This window comes from Sulfurimonas sp. RIFOXYD2_FULL_34_21, from assembly GCF_001830805.1.
GTDB lineage: Bacteria > Campylobacterota > Campylobacteria > Campylobacterales > Sulfurimonadaceae > Sulfurimonas.
Genome location: NZ_MICH01000011.1, coordinates 41,748 through 65,241, shown reverse-complemented (window position 1 = coordinate 65,241; position 23,494 = coordinate 41,748). Strand labels below are relative to the sequence as shown.

At 32.9% G+C, this 23,494-nt stretch carries 20 protein-coding genes; 8 read left to right on the top strand and 12 right to left on the bottom strand.

What is annotated here, in order from left to right:
- Positions 1–142: 142 nt before the first annotated feature.
- Both dnaN and dnaA read right to left on the bottom strand, forming a co-directional pair.
- Positions 143–1,210 (bottom strand): DNA polymerase III subunit beta, encoded by a 1,068-nt coding sequence (gene dnaN / locus A2530_RS07900; protein ID WP_294883388.1) that lies wholly within the window; start codon positions 1,208–1,210, stop codon positions 143–145.
- A gap of 166 nt (positions 1,211–1,376) precedes the next feature.
- On the bottom strand, positions 1,377–2,684 hold the full coding sequence (gene dnaA / locus A2530_RS07895; RefSeq protein ID WP_294883390.1) for a chromosomal replication initiator protein DnaA: 1,308 nt from the start codon (positions 2,682–2,684) through the stop codon (positions 1,377–1,379).
- 101 nt (positions 2,685–2,785) lie between these two features.
- Between dnaA and ruvC the strand changes: the two genes are divergently transcribed.
- The 3 genes from ruvC to A2530_RS07880 all read left to right on the top strand — a co-directional run bounded on the left by ruvC (position 2,786) and on the right by A2530_RS07880 (position 4,647).
- Positions 2,786–3,265 (top strand): crossover junction endodeoxyribonuclease RuvC, encoded by a 480-nt coding sequence (gene ruvC / locus A2530_RS07890; RefSeq protein WP_294883391.1) that lies wholly within the window; start codon positions 2,786–2,788, stop codon positions 3,263–3,265.
- 76 nt (positions 3,266–3,341) lie between these two features.
- A complete protein-coding gene (locus A2530_RS07885) occupies positions 3,342–4,307 on the top strand; it encodes a PAS domain-containing protein (protein ID WP_294883393.1) in 966 nt (321 codons plus the stop codon).
- A 28-nt stretch (positions 4,308–4,335) separates the two neighbouring features.
- On the top strand, positions 4,336–4,647 hold the full coding sequence (locus A2530_RS07880) for a pyrimidine/purine nucleoside phosphorylase (protein WP_294883394.1): 312 nt from the start codon (positions 4,336–4,338) through the stop codon (positions 4,645–4,647).
- A 15-nt stretch (positions 4,648–4,662) separates the two neighbouring features.
- Here A2530_RS07880 and A2530_RS07875 read toward each other — a convergent pair whose 3' ends face one another.
- From A2530_RS07875 to purB, 6 genes are all read right to left on the bottom strand, one after another.
- Positions 4,663–5,943, bottom strand: a complete 1,281-nt coding sequence (locus A2530_RS07875; protein WP_294883396.1) for a citrate synthase — start codon at positions 5,941–5,943, stop codon at positions 4,663–4,665.
- Between the two features lie 33 nt (positions 5,944–5,976).
- Positions 5,977–6,399, bottom strand: a complete 423-nt coding sequence (gene trxC / locus A2530_RS07870) for a thioredoxin TrxC (RefSeq protein ID WP_294883397.1) — start codon at positions 6,397–6,399, stop codon at positions 5,977–5,979.
- Between the two features lie 19 nt (positions 6,400–6,418).
- Positions 6,419–7,804 (bottom strand): Do family serine endopeptidase, encoded by a 1,386-nt coding sequence (locus tag A2530_RS07865; RefSeq protein WP_294883399.1) that lies wholly within the window; start codon positions 7,802–7,804, stop codon positions 6,419–6,421.
- A gap of 93 nt (positions 7,805–7,897) precedes the next feature.
- The gene (locus A2530_RS07860; RefSeq protein WP_294883400.1) at positions 7,898–8,263 is read right to left on the bottom strand and encodes a hypothetical protein; all 366 of its coding nucleotides are present in this window, start codon (positions 8,261–8,263) and stop codon (positions 7,898–7,900) included.
- 1 nt (position 8,264) lies between these two features.
- Positions 8,265–10,631, bottom strand: coding sequence for a ribonucleoside-diphosphate reductase subunit alpha (locus A2530_RS07855; RefSeq protein WP_294883401.1), 2,367 nt, complete (start codon positions 10,629–10,631; stop codon positions 8,265–8,267).
- An 85-nt stretch (positions 10,632–10,716) separates the two neighbouring features.
- On the bottom strand, positions 10,717–12,048 hold the full coding sequence (gene purB, locus A2530_RS07850; RefSeq protein ID WP_294883403.1) for an adenylosuccinate lyase: 1,332 nt from the start codon (positions 12,046–12,048) through the stop codon (positions 10,717–10,719).
- Positions 12,049–12,130: 82 nt separating this feature from the next.
- Between purB and A2530_RS07845 the strand changes: the two genes are divergently transcribed.
- Positions 12,131–13,042, top strand: coding sequence for an RluA family pseudouridine synthase (locus A2530_RS07845; protein ID WP_294883405.1), 912 nt, complete (start codon positions 12,131–12,133; stop codon positions 13,040–13,042).
- Between the two features lie 591 nt (positions 13,043–13,633).
- Here the strand turns inward: A2530_RS07845 and rlmN are convergent.
- From rlmN to hisF, 3 genes are read right to left on the bottom strand one after another with little or no spacing between them, the layout of a single operon-like run.
- Positions 13,634–14,704 carry a 23S rRNA (adenine(2503)-C(2))-methyltransferase RlmN gene (gene rlmN / locus A2530_RS07840; protein ID WP_294883407.1) on the bottom strand — a complete coding sequence of 357 codons (1,071 nt, stop codon included), beginning with the start codon at positions 14,702–14,704 and terminating at the stop codon, positions 13,634–13,636.
- On the bottom strand, positions 14,701–15,246 hold the full coding sequence (locus tag A2530_RS07835) for a purine-nucleoside phosphorylase (protein WP_294883408.1): 546 nt from the start codon (positions 15,244–15,246) through the stop codon (positions 14,701–14,703). Before A2530_RS07835 ends, rlmN begins: the two co-directional genes overlap by 4 nt.
- Positions 15,243–16,001 (bottom strand): imidazole glycerol phosphate synthase subunit HisF, encoded by a 759-nt coding sequence (gene hisF / locus A2530_RS07830; protein ID WP_294883409.1) that lies wholly within the window; start codon positions 15,999–16,001, stop codon positions 15,243–15,245. Before hisF ends, A2530_RS07835 begins: the two co-directional genes overlap by 4 nt.
- A 184-nt stretch (positions 16,002–16,185) precedes the next feature.
- Here hisF and rsmA point away from each other — a divergent pair, with 184 nt between their 5' ends.
- The 4 genes from rsmA to A2530_RS07810 all read left to right on the top strand — a co-directional run bounded on the left by rsmA (position 16,186) and on the right by A2530_RS07810 (position 21,846).
- The gene (rsmA, locus tag A2530_RS07825) at positions 16,186–16,986 is read left to right on the top strand and encodes a 16S rRNA (adenine(1518)-N(6)/adenine(1519)-N(6))-dimethyltransferase RsmA (protein WP_294883410.1); all 801 of its coding nucleotides are present in this window, start codon (positions 16,186–16,188) and stop codon (positions 16,984–16,986) included.
- Positions 16,961–18,895 carry a ribonuclease J gene (locus A2530_RS07820; protein ID WP_294883411.1) on the top strand — a complete coding sequence of 645 codons (1,935 nt, stop codon included), beginning with the start codon at positions 16,961–16,963 and terminating at the stop codon, positions 18,893–18,895. The genes rsmA and A2530_RS07820 overlap by 26 nt, the downstream gene beginning before the upstream one ends.
- Positions 18,896–19,075: 180 nt before the next feature.
- Positions 19,076–21,076: an EAL domain-containing protein gene (locus tag A2530_RS07815; RefSeq protein ID WP_294883413.1), complete on the top strand. Its 2,001-nt coding sequence runs from the start codon at positions 19,076–19,078 to the stop codon at positions 21,074–21,076.
- Positions 21,077–21,141: 65 nt separating this feature from the next.
- On the top strand, positions 21,142–21,846 hold the full coding sequence (locus A2530_RS07810; protein WP_294883414.1) for a PAS domain-containing protein: 705 nt from the start codon (positions 21,142–21,144) through the stop codon (positions 21,844–21,846).
- 10 nt (positions 21,847–21,856) lie between these two features.
- Here A2530_RS07810 and A2530_RS07805 read toward each other — a convergent pair whose 3' ends face one another.
- Complete coding sequence (locus A2530_RS07805; RefSeq protein ID WP_294883415.1) at positions 21,857–23,362, bottom strand: multicopper oxidase family protein; 1,506 nt, start codon at positions 23,360–23,362, stop codon at positions 21,857–21,859.
- Between the last annotated feature and the right edge of the window lie 132 nt (positions 23,363–23,494).

Genomic DNA, 23,494 nt, shown 5'->3' with positions numbered 1-23,494 from the left:
TTGGCATAATTATGGTTATTTTATCTAATTTATTCTAAAAGAAAGTTTTATGGGGATATGAATGAGAATTTTGCGCTATTTTTCAGTAGTTTATAAACTATCTCTTTTTACAAATTTTAAAGAGATAGATACTAGGTTTATTTTAGATAACAATAGGCATAACGACAGTCTTAAAATTGCCTTCACTTAAAACAAATGGAAGATTACTCTCATTTAAACCTATATTAAACTCCAAACCGTTTATAGTATTTAAAAAATCAAGAAGATATTTGCTATTTATAGCAATAACAAATGCAGATGAAAAACCTGTCGTATAATTAATTTCTGTTTTAGCTTCGATATTATCGTCACTTAATGACTCGAAGGTAATTAAATTTTCTAAAAAAGTAATTTTTACATCTGTTGATATTGTAGTAATCTGTTTGATAGATTCTATCATTTTAGCTTTTGGCAATGTTAGAGTTTTTGATATCTCTTTTGGGATAATTCTAGAATATTCAGGGAATTTTCCGTTAATAAGTTTTGTAAAAAAAGTGTATTCATTTGAGTGAATAATTAAACTTGTTTCATCGTAATAGAGTTCAATGTTATCAAAAAATAGTTTTTGAATCTCAATAATTGCTTTTTTTGGGATAATAATTGATAATTGATTGCTGTTTTGATTATCTATATTTACTACTGCTAATCTTCTCGTATCGGTAGAGGCAAAATTAATACTGTTTTCTTTTATGTCAATTAAAGCACCGTTTAATTCAAATTTTGGATTGTTTGTATCAATGGAAGGAGTTATTTTTTTAAGAGACTCTATTAAAGATTGTGAGTCAATTAAAATACGTGATTTTTCTATGTATGATGGAAATAAAGGAAATTCACCGTAAGAAAAAGTAGGTAATTTAAAATTAGAGTGCGACTGTGATATGTATAAAGTATCGTTTTTAACTTCTAAATTAATTTCTGCATCTTTTAAAATTCTAACAATATCGAGTAATTTTTTTCCGTTAGCAGTTACATTGCCTTCATTAATAATATTAACTTTTTCAGTAGAAATTAATAGACCTATTTCATAATCAGTTGCTCTTATAGTTAATTTAGAGTTTGATACATTGATTAATACATGTGATGTAATTTGAGAAGTATCTTTTTTTTCCAAAAAAGGTTGAACATGAATCAAGATATTTTCAATGATAGATTTTTGTACTGTTATCTTCATCAGAATTCCTATTTATTATATAAAATTATAGTATTAGTAGTAGGAGGTAGTGATTATGTGAATATCACCGCAAAACTCCTATTTCAAGAGCGATATAGATGTGATGAAACTACAAGGCTCTTTTCACATTTGTTCACTTTAGTAATTATATCTTTTTTTTTATTTTTTAAGAAGATGATGTAATTTTATTTGATAATTCTTCAATTTTGACTTTAAAGTCTTCATCATTTTCCAGTAATTCATTTATTTTTTTAAGAGTATGACTTATTGCAGTATGGTCTTGCATTCCGAAATACTGGGCAAGTTGAGGCATTGTATTTTGAGTTAGTTCGCGACAGAGATAAATAGAGATTCTTCTTGCATAAACTAGATTTTTACTTCTACCTTTTGAACGTATTTCGCTTGGTTTTATATTTAAATCTTTTGCAACACTTTGAGTAATAATGTCTAAAGTCAAATTGGCACGATTTTCTTGCAGTTGGTCTTTTAAAACATTTTTTGTAAATTGCAAATCAATATCTACATGCATAAGTTGTGAGTATGCATGTAGTTTAGATAATATGCCTTCTATTTCACGTACATTACTCTCAATTACGGTTGCTATATAGTTGATGATATCTTTTGTTAGAATTACTTTGTTTATTTTACATTTATTTTCAATAATAGCTATTTTAGTTTCAAGCTCAGGTGGCTGAATATCTGCAACAAGACCATGTTCGAAACGGCTTTGAAGTCTTTTTTCTAATCCTGCTATTTTTTTTGGATGTTTGTCTGCAGTTAAAATAATCTGTTTCCCAACTCCTTTAAGTGCTTCAAAGGTATGAAAAAATTCCTCTTGAATACCCTCTTTATTGCTTAAAAATTGAATATCGTCAATTAAAAGAACATCACACTTTCTATATTTTTCTTGAAATCTTTCCATAGTTTTGTTTCTAACATGACGGATAAAATCATTTAAAAATTGCTCAACCGTAGTATAAATAACAATTTTACCCTGATTTTGAAAAACATTGCCTGCTGCTTGCATAAGGTGTGTTTTACCTAAACCTACTCCGCCGTGGATAAATAGCGGATTGTATAAAATCCCCGGTTTTTCACTTACACTCTTAACTGCAGCATAAGCAAACTGATTTGAACCGCCTACCATAAAATTTTCAAACGTATGTGATGGATTTAGCAGTGAGTGTTGTTGTTTTTGCTCTTTTTTTATCTCTGTTTTTTTAGACTCTATTTGATTTTTCAATAAAATTTTAACATTTACTTTTATAGAATTTTGTATTTCAAAAAGATGTCTGATTTTTGCGCCGTATTTATTTTTTATCCAGTTTAAAACTAGAGAGTTTGGAGCATAAAATATAGCCGTATCGTCAGTCGATTTTTTGATATCGTAAATTAAATGTTTTATATATCTGTTATACTCTATTTCCGATATCTCTTCTTTTAGCAAAAGCAAAATTTTTTGACCAATATTCACATAGCACCTTTTATTTATATTATGTGAATAGTAGCTATAATTCCCATAAATAAAGTTAAAATTATGTGAATAGTTGATTTATAACATGTGAAAGTAGAAATATGACAATATTAGGAATAGACCCTGGAACTAGAAAAATGGGCTATGCTCTTATATCATTTGATAAAGGCAAAATATCGCTTATCGAAGCTGGACTTATAAAGATAAAAGCAGAGGAATTGCAGTTTCAGATTCCGCAGATGGTTGAAGCTTTTGAGAGTATATTTAAAAATCATAAAATCGATGAAGTGGCAATAGAGGATATTTTTTATGCACACAATCCAAAAACAACTATAAAACTCGCTCAATTTCGCGGAGCCATAATGCTCCTTCTTATTCAGCAATTTGGGCAGTTTAATGAATATACGGCACTTCAAGTAAAACAAGCACTAACAGGAAACGGCAAAGCTACAAAAGAGCAGGTTGCTTTTATGGCAAAGCGACTTTTAAATATAAAAAAAGAGATAAAACCGCTTGATATAACAGACGCAATAGCAGTTGCAATAACACATTCACAAAGAGTCAGATTAAAACTACAATAACTTCTCTCTTGTTACAAATCAAAAAGTAATTTTTTTAAAACAGTATAATTTTGTTATTAAATTATTAAGGAAAATAATGAATCCATATTTAAGTTTACAAGATGGACATCCTGTAAAAGTATATCTTGAAGAAAATATGCTTATAAGAGGTCTGATTGCAAGTATAAACAGTATTAATATAGTAGAAAATTTTGATGAGTTTGAAAATAAATTTAATAAGCTTTGTTTAGTTGAAAAACATTTTGCAAGAAAAGAGAATCAACTTTTTCCATATTTGGAAAAATACGGTTGGACATCGCCTTCACAAAATATGTGGGCTTTTCATGATGATATAAGAGCAGAGATTAAAACTGCAAGAGCGTTAGTGCAAGAAAAAAATATGAGTGCATTGATGCAACAATTACAAGTAGTTTTTAGAAATTTAGAGCATATTATGCAAGTTGAAGAGGGCAGACTACTGCCAAATGCTATGAATATGTTGGATGAAGATGATTGGAAGGAGATGAGAGCGGGAGATGAGGAAATAGGCTGGATGTTTGATGATGCTCCTGCTGCTTATCCTCCACATGTAGAAGGAGAGTATATTCATCCCTCTCAAGATAAACAGAAGCGAAAACTTCCTTTTTCACTTGAGAACAGAATCAAGTTGGATGAGGGTTATATGCTACCAGAGCAGATTAACTGGCTACTGAAATTTATGCCGGTTGATATAACTTATGTCGATGAGAATGACATCGTTATCTTTTATAATCGCGGTGATGAGAGAGTATTTCCAAGAAGTGCGGGAATTATAGGTCGTGAAGTAAAATTTTGTCATCCTCCAAAGAGTGTAGATCAAGTTTTAATGATTCTGCGTGAATTTAAAGCAGGTCGCAGAGACGAAGCGGAATTTTGGATAACTTTTAAAGGTAAATTTATTCACATCCGTTATTTTGCTATTAGAGACGATGAAGGTAATTATAAAGGTGTTATAGAAGTTTCTCAAGATGTTACTCACATCAGAGGCTTAGAAGGTCAGCAAAGATTGTTAGACTGGGAATAGGGTATAATTTCAAAAAAAAGGAAAAAAGATGTCAAAATTTGAAAATGTTACCGTAGTAAAAAAAGCAAATATTTATTATGATGGAAAAGTTACAAGCAGAACGGTTGAGTTTGCAGATGGCTCAGTTAAAACACTCGGAATAATGATGCCGGGAGAATATACTTTTGGAACAAATGAAGCTGAAATAATGGAAATAATGAGCGGAGAGTTAGATATAAAACTTCCGGGTGAAGAGTGGAAAACTTTGCATACACCTGAAACTTTTAACGTACCTGCAAACTCATCTTTTGACCTTAAAATCAAAACAGTAACAGATTACTGCTGCTCATATATAAAATAATTTAACTCCGAAGTATTAATACTCCGGAGTTCTTTCCGTAGGACCTCTGTATAGTTGGCGTGGACGCGCTATTTTTACGTTTTTTTGTTGATTTAACTCACTCCATTGTGCTATCCATCCCGGTGTTCTGCCTATAACAAATATAACTGCAAACATCTCTTTTGGAATTTTAAGAGCTTGTAAAATCAATCCTGAATAAAAGTCGATATTCGGATATAAACTGCGACTGATAAAGTATTCGTCATTTAGTGCAATTTGTTCTATTTTATTTGCAACGTCTATAAGTTTACTGCTGATACCAAGCTCATCCATAAGTTCATTTCTGATATTTTTAAGAATTGTTGCACGCGGATCAAAGTTTTTATATACTCTATGACCAAATCCCATAAGTTTAAATGAATCATCTTTGTCTTTTGCTCGCGCTATAAATTCATCTACTCTATCTACGGTTCCTATCATCTCAAGCTGACGTATAACACTTTCATTCGCTCCGCCATGACTTTTCCCCCACAGTGCACCTATTCCGGCACTAATTGCAGCATAAGGATGAGCGTTAGTCGAAGCTAAATTTCTAACGGCAGTCGTAGATGCATTTTGCTCATGATCGGCGTGAAGTGTGAAAATAGTATCAAGTGCTTTTATCTCAATGGGTTTTAATTCTATATAGTCATGAGGATAAGATCTTAACATGTAGAGAAAATTCTCCGTAAATCCTCTATTTATATCTGGATATATGATAGGTAAACCGTTTGAATATCTGTAAGAAAAAGCGGCAAGCGTAGGAATTTTGGCAACAATTCTATTTGCCATCTCATTGTACTCTTCTTTATTTTTTATCTCTAAATGATTAAAGTAAAAAGTTGAGAGTGCAGAAACTCCTGCCGAGAGAATTGCCATCGGGTGAGCAGAATCAGGAAATGAATCAAATAGTTTTTTTACGCCTTCATGTACAAAAGAACGTTTCTTCATCTCAAAAGCAAAATTATCAAACTCTTCTTTTGTAGGTAATTCACCGTTAATAAGAAGATATGCAGTATCTAAAAAACTTTTTTCTTGCGCGAGATATGCTATATCATAACCTCTATACATAAGTTTTCCCGCTTCACCGTCTATATATGTTATGTCCGATTTACATGATGCGGTTGATGTATAACCTTCATCATAAGTAAACATTTTAGTCTCTTTGTATAGAGTTGATATATCTATAACAGATGGACCGACAGTTGCATCAAGTATCGGAAATTCATAACTTTTGCCGTCACGATTGTTTGTTAGTGTTACTGTATCTTTGCTCATAATGTACCTCTTTTTTAATAGTAAATAATTATACTACATAAATTGTGTAACTAATCTATTTAGAGTTGTTTCATCTAAAGCGCCTGAAACTCTATGAACCTCTTTTGAATCTTTAAATATTATAATTGTAGGAATACTTCTAATCCCAAACCTTGCCCCTAAATTTTGTTCATTTTCAGTATTTACTTTTGCAAATAGTGCTTTAAGCGGAAAGTTTGCGGCACTCTTTTGAAAATTTGGAGCCATCATCTTGCATGGACCGCACCAAGGCGCCCAAAAATCTATTATTACAGGAATATCGCTATTAACAACTACTTCATCAAAGTTTCCGTTAGTTAGTTCTAACGGTTTTGTATCAAGAAGTGAGCCTTTGCACTTTCCGCAATTGGCTTTATTGTAAGACTCTTTTTTTGGAACATTGTTTACGCTTTTACAATGTGGACAGACTATTCTCATAATTAGCTCCTTTAATGTACTAGAGTACTACGGCAAATATGCCGCCTCTTCTGTAAACAAAAACTCTCTTTTTACCTTGAGTTTCGGTAGCTTTTTTGAAATCATCCAGATTTGTAATTTCATAATCTTCTATTTGAACAATTATGTCATTTTTTCTTATCCCTGCATTATATGCTTCACTTTTTTCATTTACGTCAACTACTATTACACCGTTAAGCGCAATATTAAGTTGTTGTTTATGAGTAGAATTTATCTGAACTAATTTTATGCCTCTATAAGATAATTCCCCATTTATTGTTTGATTATCCAAAGTTGTAAGCGCTACATTGATAGTATTTATTTTCTTCTCTCTTAAAAATTTTATACTTACCGATTTAGAAGGAGATTGTGAACCTATTGTATTTTTAAGTTCGCTTGCACTTTGTATTTTTTTGTCGTTTACGGAGATAATCAAATCACCTCTTTTTAGACCTGCTTTTGCAGCAGGCGAGTTCTCTTCTACTCCTGTTATCAAAGCTCCGTAGTTGTCATTATAAAAATTGCTCATATCATCGCCGATATCGGAAATCGTAACTCCCAAATACGCACGAGTATATTTGCCGTTGTCTATAAGACTTGTTGCAACAGTTGTTGCCATGTTTGAGGGAATTGCAAAACCTATTCCTACGTTCCCGCCTGATTTTGAGATAATAGCCGAATTAATTCCTATTAATTGACCTGCAGAATTTATAAGTGCACCGCCTGAGTTTCCTGGATTTATTGAAGCATCCGTTTGTATAAAATCTTCATACTCCACTATTCCGACACCGCTTCTTCTTGTAGCGGACACTATGCCTTGTGTTATAGTCTCACCTACTCCAAACGGATTTCCAAGAGCAAAAACAATATCGCCTACTTTTACTTTATCTGAATCGAAAAATGTTATTGCATTTAAATTTTTTGCCTCTATTTTAATTACAGCTAAATCACTTTTTTCATCTCTGCCGATTAGTTTTGCTTCATACTCTTTTTTATCTCCTGCCAAATTGACTATTATCTCATCAGCTTCTTCAACAACGTGGTTATTTGTAATAATATAACCGTTTTGCGAGACAATAACTCCAGAACCTAATGATTTTTGAATTCTCTCTTGAGGAATTTGTCCATACCCTTTAAAGAACTCCCTAAAAAATGGGTCATTAAAAAATGGATTTGCGCTAAGTTCGCTTTGACTCATCTCTTTTTTTATCGATATATTGACTATACTCGTTCTTACATTTTCTAGTATGTTGCTGTAAGAAAGTATATAATTTTGGCTACTAGGATGATTTCGTTCAATTGTTTGCGGTGCATATTTAAACTCTACACTCTCTTTTGCGTAAACGGATGTTAGCGTTAGTAAACAGACTAAAAGTAACTTTTTCATATTAACTCCTAATTATTTTTGTAACAAAGTTTATAACTAAATGGTTTATGAAATGTTAATGAAGAGCTAATGGTAAGTTAATAAAAGTTTGTTTTAAAATAAGCCTTCAATATATTTTATTGATGTCGCTTTAATATAACATATAGAGTTTGTAATGTTTGAAGCAGAGTTATAACAGCTTATTGCAAATGTAAATTGGTTATCTGCAAATATGAGAGATACACCGTCACTCATATCTACATGTACAAGTTTGGAATTTTCAACTAACTTAGCATCGCTTATACCGTTAAATTCTAACTCCAAAGTTATCCAGTCAAATCCTCTAGCACTATCTTGCGTTGCCAGAGTAATTTTAACGATACTAGGAGAGATTATATTAATAGAGCGCAGCTCTGAATCCACAAAGCTCTCAAACCTCTTTAAAAAGCTCTCTATATCTTTTTTAAGCAATGGCTTCATTTTATTGACAACCTACACACTCCATACTTCTATCTTCAACATCAGTTGCCATCTCCGGAGACTGTGAGCGAAGGTAATATGTAGATTTTAGACCTAATTTCCAAGCTAACATGTAGATTTCATTTAGGTATTTTCCGCTTGCCTTATCAAGTGTTATAAATATATTTAAGCTCTGACCTTGATCTAGCCATTTTTGACGAATTGCCGCCGCTTTTATTAATACCGTTTGGTTTAAATCATAAGCAGGTGTATAGTAAGCCCATGTTTCAGGTGAGAGCTTAGGAACAACAACAGGAATCAGACCGGAGAGATTTTCTTCATACCATTTTCTCTTAAATACAGGCTCTATCGCTTGAGTAGTTCCTGTTAAAATTGATATTGAGCTTGTCGGAGCAATAGCCATTAGATAACCGTTTCTCATACCTTGCTTTTTAACTTTTGCACGTAGCTCTTCCCACTCATAAGCGGATGCAAAAAGTCCGCCACGGTCAACTAGCTTTTTAACATCTGCAGTAGCATAATCCATTGGCATAACACCTTTGCTCCATTTAGAACCGTCATACTCCGGATAAGAGCCTTTCTCAAGTGCTATATCAGAAGATGCGGATATGGCATTAAAACTAACTGCTTCCATAATTTCATCTATTTTATCAAAGTGTTCCCCGGTTCCCCATGTTATAGATTGCTCTGCCAACATTTGCGCTTCACCCATAACCCCCAAACCTATTGCACGGGTCTTCATGTTAGTTCGTTTTACTTTTTCAATCGGGTAAAAATTAAGGTCTATAACATTATCTAAAGCACGAATAGCAATAGGTACGATTCTATCAATATCCTCTTTTGTATTTATACGAGATAGATTTACCGAAGCTAGATTACAAACGGCAGTATCGCCGTTTATCTTCTCTTTTTCTACAACATAAATAGGTTTACCGCCAAGAGAATCAAGAGCCGTAACTTTTTTAGCAGGTTTTTCTAAGCCGCCATCTACTTTTATTATCTCATCTTCTTCATAACTTACACTATTGCCGTCTTCAAATATAAATTTTATTTTATAGCTGTTAGGGTTAGTGTTTTGAAAAATTTCGGTACAAAGGTTTGAGCTTCTGATGATTCCCGTATGGTTGTTAGGGTTAGCTCTGTTTGCATTATCCTTAAAGCATAAAAATGGACTGCCGGTTTCAAAGTACGACGTTAATATTTTTTTCCAAAGATTTTTTGCTTTGATTTTTTCTTTGATTATGCTCTCATTCTCTTCAAGCTCTTTATATCTTTTGTTAAACTCTTCGCCATAAAGTGTAGTTAGCTCTCTACAATCATAAGGGTCAAAAAGAGTCCAGATACCGTCTTGCTCAACTCTTTGCATAAACAAATCGTTTAGCCAAAGTGCAGGAAAAAGGTCATGCGCACGACGACGCTCTTCACCTGAGTTTTTCTTCAAATCCAAAAAGTCGTTTATATCAATATGCCAAGGCTCCATATAAACAGCGATAGCACCCTTTCTTGTTCCTAACTGATCAACTGCTACTGCTATGTCGTTCGTAATTTTTAAAAACGGGACAGTTCCGCCGGCAGCGTTTTTATGCCCGTCTATGTATGAACCCATCGAACGGACATTTGTCCAATCCCAGCCGATTCCTCCGCCAAATTTTGACAGCATTGCCATTTCAGCGTAAGAGTCAAAAATTCCTTCTATATTATCAGGAGTTGAGCCAATGTAACATGAACTTAACTGATGTCTTGTTGTTCTTGCGTTTGAGAGGGTAGGAGTTGCTAACATTACTTCAAAAGTAGAAATCATGTCATAAAACTTTACTGCCCACTCCTCTTTTTTCTCTTCTCTCTGTGCCAAGAACATTGCTATCGCCATAAACATATGTTGCGGTAGTTCTATGGGATTCCCGTTTCTATCTTTTATAAGGTATCTGTCATATAGTGTTTTAACGCCGAGATAGTTAAACTGCATATCGCGTTCAGGTTTGATATGTTTTTCTAGCTCTTCAAGGTTATACATCTCTTTTAAACCTAAAAGAAGTCTGCCCTCTTTTTCACCTTTTTCAAAATAATTTTTTAGTGAAGAGTATCCGGTAAAACCGTTAACTTCATGGTAGAGGTTAAATAAAAAAAGTCTTGATGCAACAAATGTCCAGTTGGGAGCGTCAATGTCTATCTTATCAACGGCAGTTTTTATAAGTGTTTGTTGTATCTCTTTAGATGTTATTCCATCACGAAAATGAATCTGCGCATCAACTTCAAGTTCACTCTGAGACACATTATCCAAATCTTTAACTGCGGCAGCAGTATATTTTTGGATTTTAGTAATATCTAGTTTTTCAGTTCTGCCGTTTCTTTTTATAATTGTTATCATTTAACTTCCTAAGTTATACAAAAGTACCATCATTTGTAATTTTTTTTAATTTTATGCCAAAGAAATATTAGCGCAATTATGTCATTTATTTTCTAAAAACTCTATCAAAAATTTTATCTACATTTTTTGTGTAGTAGTCATAGTTGAAACATTCACGAATTGCCTCTTCGCTCAAACTTGCTCTTAGCTCTTCATCCGCTAAAAGATGATTTAAGTAAAGACTCTCGCCTTTTTCGTTAGTAGTAGGTTTGCCTTGCTGTATCTCTTCCCAAACTTTCATAGCGTTTCTTTGAACTATTCTATAAGCATCTTCACGGCTAACACCTTTTAGCGGAAGTTCTAAAAGAACTCTTTGTGAGAAAACCAAACCGCCTGTTAGGTTTAAATTTTTCATCATGTTCTCAGGATAAACAGTCAAGTTTGCTATAACATTGTTCATACGGTGTAACATAAAGTCTGTAGTTATAAAACTATCGGGTAACCAAAATCTCTCAGTTGAAGAGTGGCTGATATCTCTCTCATGCCAAAGTGCAACGTTTTCCATAGCAGGTATTGCGTAAGCTCTAATCATACGCGCAAGACCTGTTATATTTTCAGTTAGTATAGGATTACGTTTATGAGGCATAGCAGATGAGCCTTTTTGACCCTTTGCAAAATACTCTTCACACTCATAAACTTCAGTTCTTTGCCAGTGACGAACTTGAACAGCAAATTTTTCGATACTACTCGCCATAAGAGCTAATGCAGTTGCAAGTCTTGCATAACGGTCGCGTTGAATAACTTGATTTGATGCAGGTGCAGGTTTAAGTCCTAACTCTTCACATGTATATTCTTCAAGCTCTAACGGAGCATGTGCAAAGTTACCCATTGCACCGCTAACCTGCCCTACACTTATAACATCAAGAGTTTGTTCAAGATTCTCTAAATGTCTAGCCATCTCATCATACCAAACAGCCAATACCAAACCAAATGTTATAGGCTCTCCGTGTATTCCGTGAGAGCGTCCGACCATAAGAGTCATCTTGTGTTCCATCGCTCTTTTTTTGATGGACTCCATAATCATTTTAACATCTTTGATTATTAACTCTAAAGAGCTTTTCATCTGAAGTGCTACTGCCGTATCAACCGTATCTGAACTTGTCATGCCGTAGTGAAACCATCTGCTCTCTTCACCTAATGTTTCTGATACGCTAGTTGTAAATGCTATAAGGTCATGACGAGTAATAGCTTCAATCTCATCTATTCGCTCAATACTAAAACCTGCGTTATCAACTATTTTCTTTGCATCTTCATCAGGAATAAGTCCTAACCTGTTCCAAGCTTTAACAACCGCTTTTTCTACATCCATCCAAGCTTGATATTTTGCTTGCATAGTCCATTTGGAACTCATCTCTTCTCTTGAGTATCTCTCTATCATTTATTCAACCTGATTATTGTAAAATTTGTGTAAAGTTAAGTTAATGATTTTACAAAAAATACACTAATAGAAGGATTAAATATTGCCATTTGTAATTAAAAAAATGTTTGCTTCAGAAAAAGAAAAAGCTTTTCTATTTTTCAAACGAGAATTGGGACTTTCTCAAAGAGACATTCAAAGATATATATCAGTAGGAAGAGTTCTTGTAAACGGTACACCGATTACGAAACCGTCCGATTATTTAGAAGGTGAGTTTGAGTTTATCTATTTTGAACCTATTTCAAAAGGTTTAACTCCGCATGAGGTACATGAGAAATTTGTTGTTTTTGATAAACCAAGCGGTATGTTAATCCATCCTCAAAACAGACATACGGAGTATTCTCTTATAGATGAGCTAAAAGCACAATTTGGTATGGAAGCAAATATTGCTCACAGAATAGATCAGGAAACAAGCGGACTTGTTCTGTGTGCAAAAGATAAAAAGAGTGAAATAGATATAAAAATGATGTTTCAAGAGAGAGACATGAAAAAGAAATATCTTGCAATGGTTCATGGAGAGTTAAAAGAAGAGATAAAGATTGATGCTCCGTTGCTTAGATATGATGATGCGAATAGTGCATTAGTTAGAATGGTAGTAAAGGTGGATATTACAGGCAAAGAGTCTTTGACTTATGTAAAGCCGCTAAAATATTTTTCTGAGTCAAATACAACATTTGTAGAGTGTTCTCCACATACCGGAAGACAACATCAAATAAGAGTACACCTTCTACATGTAAATCATCCGATTGTAGGCGATCCTGTTTATGGTCAAAGCGAAGAGAATGTTGTTAAATATTTGGATAGAGAGTTAGATAGAGACACGAGAGTAAAAATTAGTGGTGCAAGAAGATTGCTTTTACATGCAAACGAGTTAAAGTTTGAACTATATGGTAAAGAATATAACGTAAAAAGCTGTGTAGATTTTGAAAAAGTCTGTTTTGAGAATATGAAATAAAGCAAAATGTTTCATGTGAAACATTTTATTTTATATTTATTATTAGATTAAATTGATAATTATAAGTGATTAAATTATCTATATGTGAATAAGAAAAATTAAATTTATTTTGAAAATTTATATATTAAATAAATTGAAGCGATAAATCTTCATTAAAGCCCTAAAACAAGGCTTTTAAGCTAGATAAAAGCATAAATTATTCAGGTTAATTTTATATAAATCTATTCTTAATAATGTAACTTTTTTAGAAATTTGTATGAGTATATTTCTTATACTATTCACATATTACAACAATGTGTGAATAATACACATATCAAAGAAATTTAATAATTTTTTTGATACTAAAACTTTTTTTAAGAGAAGCATCAAATTATTTGTGAATTATTTTTATATAAGAAAAGTAGGGTATTATTATATTCATAAACGACCTCCCTGGTGTGTTGGTCGTTTTACATGTAATGTTATTTTTAATTTGCGTAAAGTTTTGATACTTATTTTATCATTATGGTTTTGTAGCAGCTTTTATAAATCCTATTACACCAACAACAAAAACAATTACTAAAAATACAATTTGAAATACTTCTACATAATTCATTCTAATTCACTTTGAGTTTTTTCTTTTAATTGACCGCAAGCTGCGCTGATATCTATGCCTTTAGAGTCACGTATTGTGCATAACAAGCCATGATTGACTAAATACTCTTGAAAAGCAACCATATCAGCTTTTTCAGGTCGTTTATACTCAGTTCCAGGATATGGATTGAAATATATAAGATTGACTTTTGCTTTTATGCCTGAGAGAAGTTTAACAAGCTTTTTTGCAGAAGCTATATCATCATTTTTATTTTTGATAACCAGATACTCAAACATAACTCTTTTTCTTGTATCTATTGGAAAACGTTTAACCGCTTCGATGATAGAAGATATATTGTGAGCTTTGTTCATAGGTATCAGCTCGGTTCTTAGTTCATCATCAACCGCGTGAAGAGATATGGCTATATGAACGCCCAAATCCATCTCTCCCAGTCTGTCTATTTTATTGCTAAGTCCGCTTGTAGAAACAGTCTGTCTTTTACCGGAGATGCATAAGCCCTCTTCTTCTTTAAAAATTTCTATGGCTTTTGCTAAATTATTGAGATTATCTAAAGGTTCACCCATCCCCATATAGACTATATTTATCATTCTGTTATGTTTATGGTCATTGTCCCTTTTTAAAGCTACAACTTGCCCCACAATCTCTCCGGCAGTCAAATCTCTTGTAAAGCCACCTTTTGCAGTTAAACAAAATGCGCACCCTATTTTGCAGCCGACTTGAGTTGAGACACAAATGGTGTATTTTGCTTCTTGTATGACATCACCGTTATCATCAAGTTGAGTATCTTTCATTTTTAGCCAAACACTCTCTACTGTTTTGCCGTCTTGAAGTTCAAAAAGATACTTTATAGTACCGTCGTTTGATTCTTCTTTTTTTATTATTTTGAGAGGGTTCACTACAAACTTTTCACCGAGTTCATCTTTTAGCAATTTTGGTATGTTTTTCATATCATCAAAATTTTCGGCGTAATTGTGATAAAGCCAGCCAAAAATTTGTTTAGCTCTAAATGATGGTTTTATCTGAGTTAATAGCTCTTTTTGTGTAAAATCAAGTAGTGAAGATTTCATTTTAAGGTAAGTTCCTTGATTCTTTTTTTTACATGTAGCGCTAAAATCTTTTTTGCTTTTTCGTGATTTTCTAAAAAATCTTCATGAGCATTTTTGTTAGTATAATTCGTTATGCAAAAAACTCCGCCGGCAGGAATATTAAATTCCTGAGCAACTTTTAAAACTGCAAAAAATTCCATATTTTCTATTCCAACTCCAAAGTTTAAAAACTTTTTTGTTAGTTCTTCGTTTGTTGATATGTAGTTAGACGAGTTTACAATAACATCTTTTTTTGTTTTATCCATGTTAGTGGAAATTACATTATCAAGTGGAGTGTATGCATCATTGTTTAAAAAAGCAAGTTCAATATTTGAAGCTGTTTTTGACTCAATGATATCAAAAAATTTTAATTCTCCGTAGCTTCCTGCACTTCCTATAAATAACAAAAATTCAGGTTTATCAAAAAGACAAGCACGTGTTAAATTCATAGTCGTCTCTATAAGCCCTACTCCCATAGGTATTGCAAAATCGAATGTTTCGTTGTTTCCGGCACAAATAATCATAAACGAACCGCTATACCGTTGTCATGAAGATAATGTTTTAAATCCATAATATCTATCTCTTTATAATGGAAAATGCTCGCTGCAAGTGCCGCATCAGCTCCGTGAAGAAATGCTTCTTTTATATGTTCCATAGTTCCCGCACCTCCGCTTGCAATTACCGGAACATTAACGGCACGGGAAATTTGTTCAGTAATATTTAACTCAAAACCGGCTTTTGTTCCATCGGCATCCATAGACGTTAAAAGTATCTCCCCGCTTCCGCGACTAACTACTTCTTTTGCCCATTCTACCGCATCAAGTCCTGTATCTACTCTACCGCCGTTTAGATAAACATGATATCTATCGCCGTTTTTTTTGACATCAATAGCGGTTACAATACATTGAGAACCGAATCTTTTTGCACTTTCGTCAATTAGTTCAGGTCTTTTAATAGCTGCAGAGTTTACACTTACTTTGTCGCAACCGACGTTTAGAAGTTTGTAAATATCTTCAAGTTTTCGTATGCCGCCACCGACTGTAAGCGGTATAAAGACTTCACGTGCCACTTGTGCAACTATATCTACTATTGTGTCCCTGTTATCGCTTGAAGCAGTAATGTCAAGGAATGTGATTTCATCAGCACCCTCTTCGTTGTACCTCTTTGCAACTTCTACAGGGTCGCCTGCATCTTTTAGTCCAAGAAAGTTAACACCTTTTACAACGCGTCCATCCTTAACATCAAGACATGGAATAATTCTTTTTGCAAAATAGTTCAATATAACACCTTCTTTAAGTATAATGAAATTATACACTTTAAGGCTTATAGTTAGTTTTATAGAAAAAGATTAAAAATGTTTCATGTGAAACATTTTGTAGTAAATTTATACATTTGTGACAAGAAAGTTACTTTTCTTATAAACATTAACTAAATGTAAGTAAAATTATTATAAAATGCCCTACATGGAAAATATTGTAGCTAAAAAGAAATTTGGGCAAAATTTCTTAAAAGACAAAACCGTTTTGCAAAAAATCGTCGAAGCGATGCCCAACAACGATAATAAAATCGTAGAGATTGGACCTGGCTTAGGTGATTTAACTAAATTTTTAGTAGATGTCAAAAGTGTAGAAGCTTTTGAGGTCGATACCGACTTGTGTAAACTGTTACAAAAAAAATTTGATAAAGAGATCGCAACCAAGCAACTCCACATAAATTGTGGGGACGTACTTACCGCTTGGAAGAGTGAGCTTATAGATGAGTCGTATGATTTGGTGGCAAATTTGCCATACTATATAGCGACTAATATAATTCTAAAAGCCCTCGCAGATCCAAAATGTAAAAATATACTTGTAATGGTTCAGCTTGAAGTTGCAGAGAAATTTTGCGCACATGAAGGTGATAAGGTATTTGGATCTTTGAGTATTATAACTCAGAGTGTGGGAGACGCACATATAGTCGTGAAAGTTCCGCCAACTGCATTTGACCCTCAGCCGAAGATAGACTCTGCAGTTTTTTTAATACAAAAAAGAAGTGATAGATGTGATAAAGATTTTGAGGATATGCTAAGAGTTGCATTTACGCAGCCTCGAAAAACTTTAATGAAAAATCTGTCTTCAATGTATGAAAAAACTATACTTCAAGATGCTTTTGATAAGCTAAATTTAGCACAGACGGTTCGTCCTCATCAAGTCTCAACCCGCGACTATCACCAACTCTATAAAATAACAAGGAGTTTGGATGGAACAAGAGAATCAGGAAATTGATAAAAATATTTCTCAAGAAAATCATAAACCAAATCATAATAAAAAACCCAACAATAATAGTAGGTCAAATAACCAAAATGGCAATAAACAAGCTTCTAGCAACAATTCAGCTAGCAATAAAAATAAAAATGCATCAAGAGGACGTCGCCGTCAAAGTACGCCCATAGATGAAAAATTAAGAACTTTTGTAGAGTTAAATCAAGAGGCTCACAAACAAAGACTAAATCCTCACTATAAATTAGATTTAAATTCAAAAGATAAAATTCGTATCACTCCGCTTGGCGGACTTAGTGAAATCGGTGGAAATATAACCGTATTTGAAACACAAAACGAAGCAATTTTAGTTGATGTCGGTATGAGTTTTCCGGATGAAGACATGCATGGTGTTGACATTTTAGTACCTGATTTTACATATATTCGTGAGATAAAAGATAAAATTAAAGGCGTAATTATTACACATGCTCATGAAGACCATATAGGTGCAATGCCATATCTATATAAAGATATGCAGTTTCCTATATACGGTACGCCTCTTCCCTTAGCTATGATAGGCAATAAGTTTGACGAGCATCATATAAAAGATTGCAGACAATATTTTAATCCTGTTGAAAAAAGAAAAATCTATAAAATAGGCGAAGACTTTGAGATAGAGTGGATGCACATGACTCACTCAATAATAGACTCATCATCATTGGCGATAACCACTAATGCAGGAACAGTTATCCATACAGGCGACTTCAAGATAGACCATACACCTGTTGACGGCTATACGGCGGATTTGCACAGATTGGCGTATTATGGGGACAAAGGTGTTTTGTGTCTTCTAAGCGACTCAACAAACTCTTACAATACCAATCCTACACCATCAGAATTAAGCGTTGCACCTGCTCTTGACCGTGTTTTTAGCAAAGCAGAAGGTAGAGTTATATTATCTACTTTTAGTTCAAATATTCACCGTGTATATCAAGCTATTCAGTATGGTGTAAAACATGGTCGTAAAGTTTGTGTAATCGGTCGCTCAATGGAGAGAAATATTGAAATAGCTATGCAGTACGACTATATTAAATTGCCAAAAAATATCTTTGTAGAGCCTGAGATGGTTTCGCAAATGAATGATAAAGAGATTCTTATAGTAACAACCGGTTCACAAGGTGAGCCGAGTTCGGCACTCTTTAGAATGTCAATCGGTGAACACAGACATGTAAAGATAAAGCCGACAGACTTAATCGTTCTATCATCTCGTGCTATTCCCGGAAATGAGGGTTCAATATCCGGAATGTTAAACCACTTGCAACGAGCCGGTGCTAAGGTGACAAATGAGAAAGATATTCACGTTTCAGGTCATGCTTCCATAGAGGAGCAAAAACTTATGCTTCGTCTTGTTAACCCGAAATTCTTTTTACCTATTCACGGTGAGTACAATCATGTTATGAAGCATAAAGAGACTGCTATGATGTGTGGTGTTCCGGAACGTAATATTTATATTATGAATGACGGTGATACAATAGAGATAGCTCCAAAATATATGAGAAAAGTTAAATCTGTAAGAACTGGTAAAACATATATTGATAATCAAAATAATCATAAAATAGATGATGATATCGTAATTGACCGCCAGAAGTTGGCGTCTGACGGTATTGTTATGATTGTTGCTCAGATAGACGGACAACACTCAACAATGCTATCTAAGCCCCTTGTAACTTCATTTGGCTTAGTTGCCGATAAGCAGGATAAATATTTTGCAAAAGAGATGGAAGATGTGTTAGAGCATTTCCTAGTTAACACGAAAGAGGGATTGATAGAAAATTCAAAGGCACTCGAGAACGACTTACGTCAGGTTGTGCGAAAACATATTTATAGAAAAATGAAGAAATATCCACTCATCGTTCCTCATATTTTTGTAATGTAATATAAGTTTTTGACATGTAGAATTTTCTACATGTCACCATATTGCCATTGTTCTATCTTCTCTTATAAAATTTTCTAACAATTTTAAATTTCCACATTTTTATAGTAATTTCATAGACACTTTTTTGATACTATTGCTCAAATTTGTTATATAGTTTAAATGATTTTTGAGGTATTTTTTTTGTTAAATAGAGCTAATATACTAATTGATATTATAGATTTACACCCTTCAAAAATTGCTGTTTATGATGATAACGGATATTTTTTTTATGCAAATACAAACTATATCAGATCTTACAATATTGATTTATCAAATAAAAAAAACCTTAGTTTTGATAATATAAGTTTTTGTACACACAAATTTGAAGATATAAAATCAATACTTTTAAATAGAAGTAGTTTTAATATTCAAAAACAAAAAGGTAAACGTTGGTTCGAGTATATATTTTTTTACACAAAGACAAACTATATAATTCATATTTCCTCAGATATTACGCCAACAAAAGAACAGGAGATGAAACTAGGTTTAATATCTAGTTTTTTTGAAAATATAAATGAAGGTATCGTAATAGCTAATCATGAAGGTTTAATTCAATCGGTTAACAAAGGTTTTTCAAAAATTACAGGGTATGCAGAAAATGAGGCAATCGGAAAAAATCCAAATATCTTAAAATCAGGAATACATGATATAACATTTTATCAATCTATGTGGGAGAGTATAGAAAAAAACGGCTATTGGAAGGGCGAAATATGGGACAAGAGAAAAAATGGGGAAATCTATCCGCAAATACTTTCAATATCTAAAGCCATAAACTCAAAATCCAAAGAAGATTTTTACATGTCTGTTTTTACGGATATTACAAACTTAAAAGATATTGATAAAAAAGTCTATTATCATGCAAATTATGACTCTCTTACAAATCTTCCAAATAGATCATACTTCAATAAACAGCTTGAAAATATACTTAAAGAAGCGCGGGGTAACAACTCTACTTTAGCTCTTTATTTTATAGATGTAGATAAGTTTAAAGAGGTAAATGACAGTTACGGACACAATATAGGCGACAAGATGCTTATAGCAATAGCTAAAAGGCTTTTAAACAGCGTTAAAGAAGATGATGTAATAGCAAGAATCGGTGGAGATGAGTTTGTTTTAATAGCAAAAAATGTTAAAAATATAGAGAATGTAGAGCAGTTGGCTTTTAAATTGCAAAATAAAATTCAGCAACCTCTTGAGATAGATAAATATGTTTTTAACATGAGTTTATCGATAGGAATATCAATATACCCCGAGCATGGGACTTCAAGCGATGATTTACTAAAACATGCAGATATAGCTATGTATGAAGTCAAAAAAAGTACAAAAAATAGTTTTAAAATCTACGACAGATTGATGTCAACTAAAATAGATACAAAAGTATCTATACAAAATGACATAAAAAGAGCATTAAGTAAAGATGAGTTTATTATGCACTATCAGCCTGTAATAGATTTTCATACAGGTTTAATAGTAGGTGCAGAGGCACTTGTAAGATGGCATCATCCGACAAAAGAGATACTAGAACCTAATACTTTTTTAGAGTTTGTTTTATCCGGAGAGATGGGAAAAGAGTTCAATTGTTTAGTTCTTTCAAAAATTTTAAAAGACTTAACACTGTTAAATAAAACTTTTTCAAACAATACTTTGAAAATATCTATCAATATATCAAAAGATCAACTTTTAAATTCTGCTTTTTGTTTAGATTTTATAGGCGTATTTAGAAATCATGATATAAGCCCATCTCAAATAGAGCTTGAAATTATTGAGGCAGAAATTTTAGACAATGCCGACATTATAGAAGAGAATATAGAAAAGTTATCCTCAATGGGTTTTAGTATAGCTTTTGATAATTTTGGAACCGGATATTCCAGTTTAAGTTACTTGAAAAATATTAAAGTCGATAAGCTCAAGATAGATAGAGTATTTATAAAAAATATGATTGAAGATAAAAAAGATTTAAATATCGTAAAATCAATAGTACATGTAGCACAGCTTTTTAATTTAAAGTCTCAAGCAGAAGGTGTGGAAACAAAAGAGCAGTATTTGAACTTAAAAGATATAGGTTGTGATTTTTCACAAGGATTTTATCATTCAAATGCTTTAAATATTGATGATTTTATAAGTTATTTTAATAATATTTGATAATATAAAATAGTGTATGGATAATTAATTTATATATAAGAGCAGTAATGGAGAACAATAACTTAATGAAATTAGCCGATGATTGTTATTGGGATGTAGATAGCAAGTCTTTATTTGTCAAAAATAAAGAGATAAAACTATCCGTTTCACAAAAAAAATTATTTGAATTTTTGGTTGAAAATATAAATAAGGCCGTGCATAGCTCAGATATATTTTACGAAGTGCATGAATCTTTGGATAAAGAGTACAATGAAAAGAGTGTGAGAAACTTTATCAGCGGACTAAGAAAAATAGTTCCAAATTTAAATATCATAAATACATACGGCGGATATTACACGCTTAAGTGTGATAATGTTGACTCAGACTTTATATTTAAAGAGCAGTTCTTTGACATAATAGAGCAGTTAAAAAACCCGATAGTTGTTACAAATCCGCACGAATATGACAACCCGATAATTTATGTAAATAGTGCATTTACAAATCTCTTTGGATATAAGAATGAAGAGATAGTTGGCAAAAACTGCCGACTTTTGCATAGTAAAGATAAAAAGCAGGATGCACTTCATAAAATAAGAGAGGCTATCAGAGAAGAAAAATCTATAGAAGTCAATCTTCGAAACTATACAAAAGATGGTAAATTAGCTTACGAAGATATAACAATTAGCCCTATTTATGACAAGCAAAAAGAGAAACTAATTTATTTTTTGGGCATATACAAAGATGTCACGTCAATACAGCATCTTTTAGAAAAACTGCATAGAATTGTTTAAAATACAATTTTTACTTTACTAAAAAATTAGCCATCATTGCATGATCTTCATGTTCCAAGATATGGCAGTGGTGAACAAATACTCCAGGAATAGTAAATGTCACTATGATGCGGACAGTTTCAATAGGCATTACAAGCACAGTATCTTTCCAACCTTTATCGGTTGGAAAATCTATTTTGCTAGTTCTATCAAGTACCTGAAAATGTACGCCGTGTATATGAAACGGGTGTGCCATATGAGCTGTATTTTTAATAATCCAAATCTCAGTTGAGCCTAGTTCAACATACTCATCAATTCTATGCATATCGTAAGGTTTTTTATTTAAAGTCCAAACTCCGCCTTCCATAACTTCCATTGTAATAGTTCTGCTTTTTGAGGCATCAGAAGCTTTCATTTTCGCAATTGTTGAGAGTTTTTTTGGGATTTGTGTGCTTTGAGTAGAAAGCTCCGTAATTTTAAATCTCATGATATCCATTTGTGCACCAAAATCAGGATAGGCGGGATTTGGTCTAAAATTACTCGCTTCTTTAAAACCAAGTGTTCTTAGTGTAACGGTGTCGCCGATTTTTTTATCTTTAAAATCTATGATTATGTCTATACGTTCAGCAACCGCGATTAAAACATCTTTTACGACTATAGGCTCTTCAAGAAGCCCTCCATCAGTTCCAATTAACATGAAATCTTCGATACCCTCAAACGCAAGTTTGTATGTTCTAGCACTTGAGCCGTTAAGTATTCTAAGACGGTATTTTGTGTTTTTAATATTTTTATATGGAAACGGAGTGGAATTAACCATAACAACATCACCTAAAACTCCGTTATTGTCTTGCGGAGTCTCTTTATAGATAAGATTTCCCTCTTTGTCAAATCTCCTGTCTTGTATGATAAGCGGCAGTTCAAACTCACCCGATGGAAGGTTTAATGCTTTTTCATTATCATCTTCTATAATATAAAGACCAGATAAGCCGTAATAAATCTCTTCTCCGGTTCTACCGTGCGGATGTGTGTGATACCAGAATGTTCCCGCTCTTTGATGGACTTTATACCTGTACTCTTTCATCATCTGCGTCGTAATAGCGTCCTTTGGATGCCCATCCATTGTCTCAGGCACAAGTAAGCCATGCCAATGAATGATAGTCGGTTTTTCAAGACTGTTGGTAAAATCAAGTTCAAAGTCGTCACCGTTTTTTATGCGGATTGTAGGATTTGGCAAATCACCTTGAAATGTTAAAACATCTGTTTTTTTCTCTTTATAGAGAGCGGATAAACTCTTTTGAGCGTTAAACTTTGCTTTTGCAACATGTTCAAAATCAATCTCTTTGGGAATCTTTAGCTCTCCGGTAAAAGGTTCAAACTTATCACTTACTATATTTTTTGGAGCCTCTTGCACTACTTTTTGAACTTTATCGCTCTTCTCGTCAAGTTTAGCACTTTTGTCAGACCCTTTCTCACAACCATTTATTATAACCGCAGCCGCCGAAAAAGAGAAAGAATATAAAAATTTTCTTCGGTTCATCTTCATCTCCTTATAAAAGCCATTTCAAAAAGTATGACAACAAAGATGTGAAAAAATGCTTAAGATGGAAAGTTAATTACAGATAATAATTTAAGAATTTTTAATAATCCCATTTCTAAATTTGATATTAGT

Excerpts from the sequence above, each read along its gene's own strand:
- dnaN (WP_294883388.1), bottom strand. The coding sequence starts at position 1,210 with ATGAAGATAACAGTACAAAAATCTATCATTGAAAATATCTTGATTCAT.
- ruvC (WP_294883391.1), top strand. The coding sequence starts at position 2,786 with ATGACAATATTAGGAATAGACCCTGGAACTAGAAAAATGGGCTATGCT.
- A2530_RS07885 (WP_294883393.1), top strand. The coding sequence starts at position 3,342 with ATGAATCCATATTTAAGTTTACAAGATGGACATCCTGTAAAAGTATAT.
- A2530_RS07880 (WP_294883394.1), top strand. The coding sequence starts at position 4,336 with ATGTCAAAATTTGAAAATGTTACCGTAGTAAAAAAAGCAAATATTTAT.
- A2530_RS07875 (WP_294883396.1), bottom strand. The coding sequence starts at position 5,943 with ATGAGCAAAGATACAGTAACACTAACAAACAATCGTGACGGCAAAAGT.
- trxC (WP_294883397.1), bottom strand. The coding sequence starts at position 6,399 with ATGAGAATAGTCTGTCCACATTGTAAAAGCGTAAACAATGTTCCAAAA.
- A2530_RS07865 (WP_294883399.1), bottom strand. The coding sequence starts at position 7,804 with ATGAAAAAGTTACTTTTAGTCTGTTTACTAACGCTAACATCCGTTTAC.
- A2530_RS07860 (WP_294883400.1), bottom strand. The coding sequence starts at position 8,263 with ATGAAGCCATTGCTTAAAAAAGATATAGAGAGCTTTTTAAAGAGGTTT.
- A2530_RS07855 (WP_294883401.1), bottom strand. The coding sequence starts at position 10,631 with ATGATAACAATTATAAAAAGAAACGGCAGAACTGAAAAACTAGATATT.
- purB (WP_294883403.1), bottom strand. The coding sequence starts at position 12,048 with ATGATAGAGAGATACTCAAGAGAAGAGATGAGTTCCAAATGGACTATG.
- rlmN (WP_294883407.1), bottom strand. The coding sequence starts at position 14,704 with ATGAAATCTTCACTACTTGATTTTACACAAAAAGAGCTATTAACTCAG.
- A2530_RS07835 (WP_294883408.1), bottom strand. The coding sequence starts at position 15,246 with ATGATTATTTGTGCCGGAAACAACGAAACATTCGATTTTGCAATACCT.
- rsmA (WP_294883410.1), top strand. The coding sequence starts at position 16,186 with ATGGAAAATATTGTAGCTAAAAAGAAATTTGGGCAAAATTTCTTAAAA.
- A2530_RS07820 (WP_294883411.1), top strand. The coding sequence starts at position 16,961 with ATGGAACAAGAGAATCAGGAAATTGATAAAAATATTTCTCAAGAAAAT.
- A2530_RS07810 (WP_294883414.1), top strand. The coding sequence starts at position 21,142 with ATGAAATTAGCCGATGATTGTTATTGGGATGTAGATAGCAAGTCTTTA.
- A2530_RS07805 (WP_294883415.1), bottom strand. The coding sequence starts at position 23,362 with ATGAACCGAAGAAAATTTTTATATTCTTTCTCTTTTTCGGCGGCTGCG.